General features: G+C 73.1%; 9 protein-coding genes and 1 pseudogene. 6 read left to right on the forward strand and 4 right to left on the reverse strand.

Features of this window, described 5'->3' with window-relative positions:
* The first annotated feature begins 18 nt into the window (after window positions 1–18).
* Both HCC61_RS10365 and HCC61_RS30625 read left to right on the forward strand, forming a co-directional pair.
* Complete coding sequence (locus HCC61_RS10365) at window positions 19–825, forward strand: SAM-dependent methyltransferase (RefSeq protein WP_169134995.1); 807 nt, start codon at window positions 19–21, stop codon at window positions 823–825.
* Between the two features lie 422 nt (window positions 826–1,247).
* On the forward strand, window positions 1,248–1,739 hold the full coding sequence (locus tag HCC61_RS30625; RefSeq protein ID WP_240968894.1) for a VanZ family protein: 492 nt from the start codon (window positions 1,248–1,250) through the stop codon (window positions 1,737–1,739).
* Here HCC61_RS30625 and HCC61_RS10375 read toward each other — a convergent pair.
* Both HCC61_RS10375 and HCC61_RS10380 read right to left on the reverse strand, forming a co-directional pair.
* Complete coding sequence (locus tag HCC61_RS10375) at window positions 1,714–2,397, reverse strand: DUF4230 domain-containing protein (RefSeq protein WP_169134996.1); 684 nt, start codon at window positions 2,395–2,397, stop codon at window positions 1,714–1,716. The two genes, HCC61_RS30625 and HCC61_RS10375, sit on opposite strands and share 26 nt — an antisense overlap.
* Window positions 2,398–2,555: 158 nt before the next feature.
* The gene (locus HCC61_RS10380; RefSeq protein WP_169134997.1) at window positions 2,556–3,854 is read right to left on the reverse strand and encodes an FAD-binding protein; all 1,299 of its coding nucleotides are present in this window, start codon (window positions 3,852–3,854) and stop codon (window positions 2,556–2,558) included.
* A gap of 356 nt (window positions 3,855–4,210) precedes the next feature.
* Between HCC61_RS10380 and HCC61_RS10385 the strand changes: the two genes are divergently transcribed.
* The gene (locus tag HCC61_RS10385) at window positions 4,211–5,113 is read left to right on the forward strand and encodes a helix-turn-helix transcriptional regulator (protein WP_169134998.1); all 903 of its coding nucleotides are present in this window, start codon (window positions 4,211–4,213) and stop codon (window positions 5,111–5,113) included.
* Between the two features lie 191 nt (window positions 5,114–5,304).
* Here the strand turns inward: HCC61_RS10385 and HCC61_RS10390 are convergent, their stop codons facing one another.
* Window positions 5,305–6,429 carry an MBL fold metallo-hydrolase gene (locus HCC61_RS10390; RefSeq protein ID WP_169134999.1) on the reverse strand — a complete coding sequence of 375 codons (1,125 nt, stop codon included), beginning with the start codon at window positions 6,427–6,429 and terminating at the stop codon, window positions 5,305–5,307.
* 333 nt (window positions 6,430–6,762) lie between these two features.
* On the opposite strand from HCC61_RS10390, the gene HCC61_RS10395 reads away from it, so the two are divergent.
* The 3 genes and pseudogenes from HCC61_RS10395 (at window position 6,763) to HCC61_RS10405 (ending at window position 9,545) form a co-directional block, all read left to right on the forward strand.
* Window positions 6,763–7,353: a TIGR03086 family metal-binding protein gene (locus tag HCC61_RS10395; RefSeq protein ID WP_169135252.1), complete on the forward strand. Its 591-nt coding sequence runs from the start codon at window positions 6,763–6,765 to the stop codon at window positions 7,351–7,353.
* A gap of 69 nt (window positions 7,354–7,422) precedes the next feature.
* A pseudogene (locus HCC61_RS10400) lies at window positions 7,423–7,611 on the forward strand (substrate-binding domain-containing protein); the annotation flags it as partial.
* Between the two features lie 140 nt (window positions 7,612–7,751).
* On the forward strand, window positions 7,752–9,545 hold the full coding sequence (locus HCC61_RS10405; RefSeq protein WP_169135001.1) for an FGGY family carbohydrate kinase: 1,794 nt from the start codon (window positions 7,752–7,754) through the stop codon (window positions 9,543–9,545).
* A gap of 670 nt (window positions 9,546–10,215) precedes the next feature.
* On the opposite strand, the gene HCC61_RS10410 is transcribed toward HCC61_RS10405, so the two are convergent.
* Entirely contained in the window at window positions 10,216–10,509 is a 294-nt protein-coding gene (locus tag HCC61_RS10410) for a hypothetical protein (RefSeq protein WP_169135002.1), read from the reverse strand.
* Between the last annotated feature and the right edge of the window lie 6 nt (window positions 10,510–10,515).

Here is a 10,515-nt window from a genome sequence, read left to right on the forward strand (position 1 = left end):
CGCGCTTAGGGGAGAGCAGTGACCGCGAAAGACGAGATCGACGCCAGCAGGCCCCACCCGGCCCGCGTCTACGACTACTGGCTGAACGGGGAGAGCCACTACGAGGCCGACGCGGTCGCGGCGGAACGGGTCGTGCGGGTGTGGCCCGGAGTCGTGATGGGGGCCCGGCTGAATCGCGAGTTCATGCACAGGGTCACGCGCTGGCTCGTCGGCGAGGCGGGCGTGCGGCAGTTCCTGGACATCGGCACCGGCATACCGACGGAGCCCAACCTCCACCAGGTCGCCCAGGCGATCGCCCCCGAGACCAGGGTCGTCTACTCCGACAACGACCCGATCGTGCTCCGGCACGCGAAGAAGCTGCTGGCCGGCGCCCCGGAGGGCCGTACGGCGTATCTGCACGCCGACTTCACCGAGCCGGGCGCCATCCTCGACGCGCCCGAGCTGCGCGAGACCCTCGACCTGAACCGTCCCGTGGCGCTGTCGCTGATCGCGCTGCTGCACTTCATCACCGACGAGCGGGGCGCGTACGAGATCGTCCGTTCGCTCATGGACGCGCTGCCGTCCGGGAGTTATCTGGTGGTCTCGCACGCCACCGCCGACTTCGATCCGGATCTGCTCACGCGTGTCGCCGAGGCCTACCAGTCGACGGTCGCGGAGGGGCAGATCCGTTCCAGTTCGGAAGTGAACCGGTTCTTCGACGGGTTGGAGCTCGTCGACCCCGGAGTGGTCGTGGCGCACCGCTGGCGGCCCGAGGGCGGCGAGGCGCAGCCGGACATCACGGACGCGGAGTTCCCCGTCTACGGCGGGGTCGCGCGTAAGCCCTGAGCACGAGGGCGCGGCCCGGAAGGGGCCCGCGCATGCTTCGTTCCGCCTGGGGTAACTGCTGGCCAGACAGTACCGAGGCCCTCCGGGGGTGCAAGCAGGTGCAGAACTTTCTGAGCGGAATGGCCGCGAAGACGAAGGCCGCGGTGGGCGGTCAGCAGACCGGCGGCAAGAAGCCGGCGGCGAAGAAGTCCGCCGCGAAGAAGTCCTCGGCCAGGAAGCCCACGGCGAAGAAGCAGTCGTCCGCGAAGGCGGCGTCCGGGAAGGCGTCACCGGGGAGCAAGTCCACGGCTAAGGCGTCCGGCAAGAAGACGTCCGGCAAGGCCGCGAAGAGGCCGGCGGCGAAGAAGTCGGCGGCGAAGAAGGCCGCGACGGTGAAGAGGGCCGTCGCCGGCGGTGCCGACGCGGCCCTCACGGAGCAACGGCTGCCCCTGGTCTGGCGGGTGCTGATCCTGCTGGCGGCGTTCGTCGCGATGGTCGGCTTCGCCGTCGCCCTGTCGAAGGTGACGCTGGCCCCCTCGGCCGCGTCCGAGTCGCTCGTGCACAGCAATCTGCGGCCCGGCGACTCGATCCGCGCCTATCTCGCGCAGCCCGCCATCCAGGACACCCTGAAGCAGCTGGGCGGCAACATCGTGCTCGGCATGCCGTTCGGCGTGCTGCTGCCCGCCCTCGTGCCGCGCACCCGCGGCCTGCTGCGCGTGATGGCGGCGACCGCGCTGGTCATGCTGCTGGTGGAGCTGGTGCAGGGCGCGCTGGTCCAGGGCCGTGCCTTCGACATCGACGACGTCATCCTCAACACCACGGGCGCCATGCTCGGATATCTCATCCTGGGCCGCCGCATCGGCCTCGCCGTGCACCCGCGCCGCCGGCACTGGTGGCAGCGGCCGGCGCTCAGCTCTTCCCGCCGCCGTTCGTGAAGGTGACCGACACCTTCTCGTAGCCCAGCGACCGCAGCAGCTCCTCCAGCATCGACCTCGTGTTCTTCTCCGCCCGCGCGGTCAGATCGCTCTTCTCGGCGGCGGCGCCTATGTGGCGCACGGCCAGCTTGTGCACCTGGCGCTCGTCGTTGGGGTTGTCGGAGAAGAAGTCGCCGAGCCGGTCGAGCAGTCCGCGCTGCTTGGCGACCGCGTACGAGTGCTCCGCGTCCAGCGCGGGCTTCTCCAGCCGGGCGTGGGGGAGCCGTACGGTCGCCTCCGTACGGTCGGAGTTGACCTGCACCGCGTCCTCGCCGACGTTCCCCAGGTCCACGTACGCACCGACCTCGCCCTTGCCGACGAAGAGGGTGCGCTTGCCGCGTACCGCGTCGGGCAGGAACTTCGCGTCCTCGTCCAGGTCGACGACGACCTGGAAGGTGCCTGAGGCCGCCTCGTAACGGCTCATGTCCTGGATCGACTTCAGCAGCACGGGGCCGCTGCGGTCCTTCGTCTCCGTCGCGAAGGGGTTGGCGGTCTTGGGCAGGAGACCGAACATCCCTCCCAGCAGCAGCACGAGGAGGACCAGGACCATGGCCATGGAGACCACGACCCACCACGGCGGACGCTTGCGGAGTTCGGCTTGACGCTTCGGGGCTGACATCTGACCGTCCCTTCGGGCACCGGGGAACCGACACCTTCCGGTTGCCCCCGGTCCGCCGGTTCATGGTCGGCGGTCCGGCGGGCGGTCCCAACTCGCCGTCGGACGGCGGGGGTTGGGGGTTGGCCCTGCTGCCGAGGGGCCCCGGCTCTCCGGGTGGCTCAGCGCAGCGCGAAGGCCCGGTCCACGAAGTCGTTGGCGAAGACGCGGCCGGGGTCCCGTTCGCGCACCAGCTCCCGGAAGTCCGCGGCCCGTTCGTACAGCGACGCGATCCGCTCGGGCTCCACGGCGGTGAGCTTGCCCCAGTGAGGCCGCGCCCCGAGCGGCAGCAGCTGCTCCTCGACGGCCGCCACCACCGGCAGTACGGCCCCGGTGTCCTTGACCCAGGTGAAGTGGAAGGCGACGCAGTCACGCCGGAAGGCGGGGCTGAGCCACAGGTCGTCGGCGGCGACGGTGCGGATCTCGCCGATCTGGAGCACCGGCGCCAGCCGGTCTCCGAGCGAGCGCAGCGCGGCGATCGCCTCGGGCGCGGCCTCGCGGGGCAGCAGCAGCTCCGATTGCAGCTCCTCGCCGTTGCTCGGCGTGAAGTCGGGGCGGAAGTGCGGCAGCCGCTCGTACCAGGGGCCGGGCACCCCGAGCTGCTCGGTGCAGTGCGTGGGCGGAATGCCGGGGATGGGGTGGTGGGCCACATCGGCGGGCGTCTCTCCCCGCCAGCCCTGAGGGCGCACGCTGCCGTCCCGTTCCGTCGTGCGGCGCTTGGTCCACACCCGCGCCTCGCCGCTTCCGTAGTCGGTGAACGCGCTGACGCTGTAGGCGCATCCGAAGATCTCGCCGAAGCGCTCGGCCACCTGCCGGAGCGGAACGCCGGTGAAGATGTGCTGGGAGACCTCGAAGGCCGGCTCCACGCTCAGGGTGAGCCGGGTGACGATGCCCAGTGCGCCGAGTGCGACGACCGCGCCGGGGAAGCGCCGCGGATCGTCGCGGCGGCTGAGCAGGGTCAACTCGCCGTCCGGGCCCACGACTTCCATCGCCGTGACCGCCGCCGCGAGGCACTTCTCCGAGTCGCCCGAGCCGTGTGTGGCGGTGGCGCAGCAGCCCGCGACGGAAATGTGCGGCAGCGAGGCGAGGTTGGCCAGGGCGAGCCCGGAGCGGTGCAGCACCGTGGCGACCTCGCCGTAGCGCATGCCCGCGCCGACGGTGACGGTGGAGGCCGCCTCGTCGACGTCCACGTGCGGCGGCAGTCCGTCGAGCCGCACCAGGTCGCCTTCGGTGTCGGCGACGCGGTTGAACGAGTGGCCGCTGCCCAGCGCACGGACGCGGGACGAGGAGCCGACGAGGTGCTGCAACTCCTCGACGGAGCCGGGACGTTGCATCCCTCGGGCACGGAAGACGGTGTTGCCCGCCCAGTTCCGCGCGGGCGGTCCGGACGTCTGGCTGGTTCGGGGGCCTGATATGGGCATGCGCGTTCCTGGTGGTGAGGTCCGGAGGTCACGGGGACGGGCCGACGAGGACGTCAACGAGCCTGTACGGGGCCGGAATTGATCGGTTGCGCGGTATGTCCCGCTGGGGGAACATTTTCGGCCTCCGGGATTGGCCGGACCACGCCACACAACGTACATTCCTTCCCTTGTGCAACTTGCGCAACAGCCCCGCCCCCGGTGAGCCCGTGGCGGGGACTGGACAGGGGCATGTGCGGGAATGAGGACGGACAGTGCCGTGGAAACCTACCCCTCGCGCAGCGCGAGGAGGAGAGGGCCGGAGCGGACCATGGTCATCGTGGCGAGACCTATGCGGTCACAGCACGGGGAGCTGAGGCATGCGCATCACTGAGATCTCGGGCGGGCTGCCCGACCGCCGCATCCCGGAGAGGCCGGCGGGGCCGGCGGTGCCCCGGCTGGTGCTGGGGGAGCGGTTGCGCAAACTGCGGGAGGCACAGTACATATCCCGCCAGGAGGCCGGTGAGGCCATCAAGGTCTCGGACGTGACGATCGCCAGGCTGGAGCGCGGGCGCTGCGGGTTCCACGAGCGGGACGTCACCGACCTCCTCACCATCTACGGCATCACCGACGAGACCGAGCACGCCACCCTCCAGGCCCTCGCGGAGCAGACGAACGCGTCGGGCTGGTGGCACGCCTACCAGGACCTGGTGCCCGACTGGTTCCACACCTATCTCGGGCTGGAGCAGGCCGCGGGCGTCATCCGCAGCTACGAGGCGCAGTTCGTGCCCGGGCTGCTCCAGACACCCGAGTACGCCCGCGCGGTCATAGCACTCGGCCACGACAGAGCCTCCGAGCACGAGATGAGACGCCGCGTCGAACTGCGGATGCTGCGCCAGCGCATCCTGCGCTCAGCGCGGCCCCCGCACCTGTGGGCCGTCATCGACGAGGCCGCGCTGCGCCGCCCCGTGGGCGGGCCGGAGACCATGCGCGGCCAGCTGGAACACCTCGTGGCCGCGTGCGAACTGCCGCATGTCACCGTCCACGTCATGCCGTTCGCCGCGGGCGGGCACGCCGCCGCCGGCGGACCCGTCACGCTGCTGCGGCTGCCCGAGCGCGAGCTGCCCGACGTGATCTACCTGGAGCAGCTGATCGGCGCGACCTACCCGGCGGAGCGTGAGGAAGTCGAGTACTACCGCCGCGTGATCGACCGCGTGGTGACGGACGCCGCGCCCGCCCGTGAGACCCGGGAGATCCTGCTGGGCATGCGCGACGAGCTCTGAGCCGCGCTCCCCGCATCGTCCCCGCACCGTCCCCGCCTCGTCCCCGTTCCGCGGCCCGCGTGGGCCGCCCCGTACCGCCGAAGCAGGCGCGCCCCATCGTCCGGCCGCGGCACCCTCGCCGCGAGCGCCGAACGCGCACGAATCATGTGGCGCCGCGCGCGCTTATGCCTCCGTGTACGCCTCCGCGCTGCTCAGGAATGTCCGAGCGGCGCCTCGACCGGTCCTGCCGTCGCCGCGGGACGCTCTCCCGCGAGACCGCGCCACCAGGGCGTACCCGGCAGAACGGGCGCCGACGGCTCGAAGCTGCCGCCCGGCAACGGCACGGCCGTGCGCACACCCGCCTCCCCCGCGGCGGCCAGCAGCCGCTCGCCGGGCTCCGCCCACGGATGCGGGGCGAGGTTGAAGGTGCCCCAGTGGATCGGCAGCATCGCACCGCCGGAGCCCGCGAGATCGCGGTGGGCGCGCAGCCCCTCCTCAGGCGTCATGTGGATGTCGGGCCAGAACTCGCTGTACGCACCGATCTGGATCATCGTCGCGTCGAACGGTCCGTACTCCGCTCCGATCTCGGCGAAGCCGGGGAAGTAGCCCGTGTCACCGCTGTGGAAGATCCGGTGCTCGGGGCCCGCGACCGCCCAGGATGCCCACAGCGTGCGCTGCTGATTGCGCAGGCCCCTGCCGCAGAAGTGCCGCGCCGGTGCCGCCGTCAGCCGCAGCCCCGCGATCTCAGCCGACTCGTGCCAGTCCAGCTCGGTGAACCGCTCCGGCGGCACGCCCCACCTCTCCAGGTGCGCGCCCACGCCGAGCGTCACGGCGAACGGCACGTCGCTCGCGGCCAGCCGCCGGATCGTGTGCAGGTCGAGATGGTCGTAGTGGTCGTGGGAGATGACCACGGCGTCGAGCCGTCCGAGCGAGTCGAGCGGCAGCGGAGCGGCGTGCAGCCGCCGCGGCCCGATGAACGAGAACGGCGAGCAGCGCCTTCCCCACACCGGGTCGAACAGCACCCGCCTGCCGTCGATCTCCGCGAGGACGGTGGCGTGCCCGAGCCAGGTCAGCCGCAGCCCCGAGGCGGGCGGCGAGTCCAGCTCCGGGCGCGCGAGCGGGATGGGCCCGCTGGGTCTGCGCCCGTCGCGGCTGAGCAGCGCCCGCAGCAGCTCGCGTCTGCTCCGCACGGCTCTGGGCAACCGCTGCGCCGGCTCCGGGTTGCGGAAGGCGCCGATCGACGCGTCGTAGTTGGGCGACCGCTCGATGCGGGCCAGCCGCTCGCCCGAGGGCTCCGCGCCGAAGGAGAGGGGATTGAAGCCGAGTACGCCGCTCATCGAGGTCTCCCGTATTCGCTGATGTCCGCACCTGCTGCCCGTACGGCCGGGGTGCCGTGCCGGCGCTCGCGGTACGGCCCGTGTCCCGGCCCGCGGGCCCGGCTTCCGGTCCTGTTGCGCCGAGCGGCTCCCGGTGTGCCAGGGCAACGCCGCTCGCTGCCCGGTTTGTTCCCCGGCGATGAGTTCACCGGCGCCGTCCGGTCACCAGAAGAGACCAGCCGAGGGACCGTTACGGGTCCGGGGATCCGCGGGCGGCGCGCCGCAGCTCAAGGGGCCGCCGCGGGCGCGGCAGCCGCCGGAGTCCCGGAAGAGAGGGTGTGCACGGTGACGACGATGATCGATCTGGGACCGCAGGCGCGTGAGGTCAAGGCGCTGCTCGACGGGGTGCGCGAGGACCAGCTGACGGCGCCCACGCCGTGCGAGTCCTATGCCGTACGGGAGCTGCTGGGGCATCTGCTCGACCTGAGCCGCGCCTTCACCGACGCCGCCCGCAAGGACCTGGGAGGCGGGACGGACCACGCCCCGTCCGAGTCGCTGCCGCAGCTGCCGGAGGACTGGCGCAGCCGGCTGCCCGTGCAGCTGGACGAGCTGGCCGCGGCGTGGGGCAGCGAGCCGGCCTGGGAGGGGCAGACCAGGGCGGGCGGCGTCGATCTGCCCGCCGCGCTGGCGGGCGTCGTGGCGGTGAACGAAGTCCTCTTGCACGGCTGGGACTTGGCCCGCGCCACGGGCCAGGACTACCGCGGCGACCCCGGCGCGCTGGAGGCCTCGGTCGGCATGCTCTCCCAGGCGGAACCGGAGCAGCGGGGCTCGATGTTCGGTCCGGCCGTGGAGGTGGGGGCGGGCGCGCCGCTGCTGGAGCGGGCCGTGGCCCTGGCGGGCCGCCGCCCGGACTGGACGCCTCCGGAGGGGTCCACGGTCCGTTAGCCGGTCCGGCAAGTGCTCAAGCGGCGCGGAGCCTCCGTGCCCGGGGACTGATCGGCGGTCTCCTTCGACGGCCAGACCTGGATGCGCATGGTCGAGCCGATGCTGACGGCGGTACGGCAGCCCGTCTACGGCATGGGCAGCAGGGCCGCGGCCCCGCTGCCGGAACGTGCCGACGGCGGCCCCGCACGCACTCAAGCGCGCATCCTCCGGCCGGAGTTGGTGGTACGGGGCTCGACCGCGGCCCCGGCGCACGGCTGACGTGGCGTCGACTACTGCACGCGGCGCATCGTCAGCGCCTGCGGGCCGCGGGCCGCGGGCCGCAGGCGACGGGGACCGGCGGGTGGCCCCGCGGAGGAAGACGGCAGGGGGTTGCCGGGTAAAGACGGGGAGGAGGTGACATGACAAGCGATACGAACGCCCGCATCGGAACCACCCCCCGCATCCCCCGTACCCGTGCCGGCACACCCGTGCTGGCCGGCATCGACATCGGCAGCACCCACTGCAAGGCGCTGCTGTGCACCCCTGACGGCACCGTGCTGGCGCGTGCCCACCGCACCACGCCACGTGAAAGGGACGGACTCGGCCACGACGCCGGGAAGTTGACGGCCGCGGCACTGGACGCGCTCACCGACTGCGTCCGCGCGTCGGGCCGCGTCCCCGACACGATCGGACTGACCGGCATGGCCGAGACCGGCGTACCGCTGGACCGGCACGGCGCACCCATCGGTCCCGTACTCGCATGGAACGATCCGGCGCCCGCGGCACATGCCGAATCGTTGCGCCGCAGCTGCGGCGCGGCCCGACTGCACGCCGCCACAGGCGTGTTGCCCAGTGCGAAGGTTCCCCTCGCGCGCTGGTGCTGGCTGCGCGAGCAGCATCCGGAACGGCTGAACCGCATGCGGCAGTGGGCCGGTGCCGCGGACCTCGTGGCGCGCGCACTGACCGGACGGGTCGGCACCGACGCCACGTTCGCACAGCGCAGCATGGCGTGGGAGCCCGGTACCGAGGGCGACGCACAGGGCCGCTGGAGCGCCAGACTCCTCGCCGAGGCCGGGCTCACCCCCTCCCATATGCCGCATGTGCATCCGCCAGGGCGTCCCGTCGGGGCCGTCACGCGCGGCGTTGCACGGCGTCTCGGGCTGCGTGCGGGCACCCAGGTCGTCGTCGCGGGACACGACCACCTCGTCGGCGCGTGGATCGCGGGCGCACGGCGCGAGGGCCTCGCGGCCGACTCCATGGGCACGGCCGAGGCGGTGCTCACCGTCTCGGCGGCGCCGCCGGACCGTTCCGCGGCGGCGGCCGAGGGGATGTCCTGGGGGCGGCACGCCGGCGGCGAGCACTGGATCACCCTTGCGGGGATGGCCAGTTCGGGGGCGCTGGTGGAGTGGTTCTGCGAGCACTTCCTGGACGCTCCCGGCACCGGCGTTCCCGGGACGGGCACGGGCACCGGGACGGGCACGGGCACCGGGACGGGCACAGGCACCGGCACCGGCACCGGCACCGGCAAGGGTCCCGATCCGGCCGAGGCCGGTGTCGTACGCACCGGCACAGTGAGGGCCGGACGGCCGGCGGCCCGACGGGCCTCGCGGTACGAGGAGTTCGCGCGGCTCGTCGAGGAGTGCGGACGCCGGGTGGCCGGCCGTGCACCGGCGCTGCCCAGCGGGATCACCGTCGAGCCCTATCTCCAGGGGCGCAGCGCCCCGCGCCCCGACTCCGGTGCACGGCTCGCGGTGCACGGCATGGGTCCCCGTCACGGGCCCGCGGATCTGGCGCTCGCGCTGCTGGAGGGTGCCGCGTACCAGGCGCGCTGGATGGCCGACGTACAGGCCGAGTTGACCGGCACGGCGCCCCGGGCCGTGACGCTGCTCGGCGGTTCCACGCGCCAGCGCACCTGGACGGCGCTGAAGGCGGCCGTCACGCCGTGGACCACGGAGATCTGCACCGAACCGGAGGCGCCCGCGCTGGGGGCCGCGGCGTGGGGCGGCGCGGCGATCGGCCTCGACCCGGCAGGCATCCGTCCCGGGAGCACTCCCGTACACGTCAGCGACCGGGCGGCGGCCGCCCATCGCGACGCCTACCGGGAGCGGTTCCTGCCACGGGTCATGGGGCGGGGCGGCGACGGGCGCGAGGACCGTGAAGGCCGTGAAGGCCGTGAAGACCGCGACGACCGGCACAGACGGAGAGCTTCATGAGAGGCGCTGCACGGAGCGCCGCAGGAACCGCCGCACGAATCCCCACCCCGCGAATCCCCCTGCGCAGCACCGCCAGAGGAACCACAGGAGACATCACGAGAAGGAGAGGCTCACGCCCATGAGCGCCGCCACACCACCCGCCCCGCGCGTGCCCGCGTCGCCCCCGCCTCTCGCGGACGGATCACCGGCGCCCGCCGAACCGGCCCGGCCCTCCGGCTGTTTCGCGATGGTCGGCGTGGATCAGCGCGACTCGCTGCGGACCATGCTGGCCGCAGCCGCCTGCCGCGCGGACCGTACGGACGGACCCCGCAGCCCCGGCAGACCCGGAGCCCTAGCAAGACCCGCAAGACCCGCAAGACCCGGTGAACCGGCCGGGGTCGCCCTACCTGCCGGGTCCCACGGGCCCGGGGATGGGGCAGCGGACGCCGTCCCGGTGCTCCCCTCACCGCGCAGCGGCACCGCCCGACTCACCGCCGTCCGCTGAGGAACCTCCCGTCCACGGACCGTCCGCCGGTCTGCCGGACGCCGCCACCCGGGCGGTCCCGGCGGCCCCGGCGGTCGAGCAGCGGCACCCCGGCCGCCCTCCCGGGGCAGGGCCGGGTGCCGGACGGCGCGGGCGCCGCAGTACCGTGGCGGCCCGCCCGCCCACGGGACGGTGCGAACAGGCCTCTCAGCCCGAGCAGTTGAGGTCGGTCTGCCGCATGTGCCCCAGCGGCTCGCCCGTGCCGGCGCGGGAGACGCGCCACAATTGTGACGGTCCCGTGGCGGCCACCTGCCGGCCCGACCGCAGCGTGCCGAGGACCTTGCTTTCCGTGCTGTCGCGGGCATAGCGGGGCGCGTGGTCGTGCACCACCTCGCAGATCGCTCCCGCCTGCGCCGTACCACCGACCGAGGGGATCGTGACGGCGGCCACGGCGAGCGCACAGGGCGCGGCGAGGCGAACTGCCAGTTTCCGCTTCTTCATCCTTCT

This window comes from Streptomyces sp. HNM0575 (genome assembly GCF_012726265.1).
Classification (GTDB): Bacteria; Actinomycetota; Actinomycetes; order Streptomycetales; family Streptomycetaceae; genus Streptomyces.

Bases quoted from the DNA above. Each gene is read 5' to 3' on its own strand.
- HCC61_RS10390 (WP_169134999.1), bottom strand. From the start codon at position 6,429: ATGAGCGGCGTACTCGGCTTCAATCCCCTCTCCTTCGGCGCGGAGCCC.
- HCC61_RS10385 (WP_169134998.1), top strand. From the start codon at position 4,211: ATGCGCATCACTGAGATCTCGGGCGGGCTGCCCGACCGCCGCATCCCG.
- HCC61_RS10395 (WP_169135252.1), top strand. From the start codon at position 6,763: ATGATCGATCTGGGACCGCAGGCGCGTGAGGTCAAGGCGCTGCTCGAC.
- HCC61_RS10380 (WP_169134997.1), bottom strand. From the start codon at position 3,854: ATGCCCATATCAGGCCCCCGAACCAGCCAGACGTCCGGACCGCCCGCG.
- HCC61_RS10375 (WP_169134996.1), bottom strand. From the start codon at position 2,397: ATGTCAGCCCCGAAGCGTCAAGCCGAACTCCGCAAGCGTCCGCCGTGG.
- HCC61_RS10405 (WP_169135001.1), top strand. From the start codon at position 7,752: ATGACAAGCGATACGAACGCCCGCATCGGAACCACCCCCCGCATCCCC.
- HCC61_RS10410 (WP_169135002.1), bottom strand. From the start codon at position 10,509: ATGAAGAAGCGGAAACTGGCAGTTCGCCTCGCCGCGCCCTGTGCGCTC.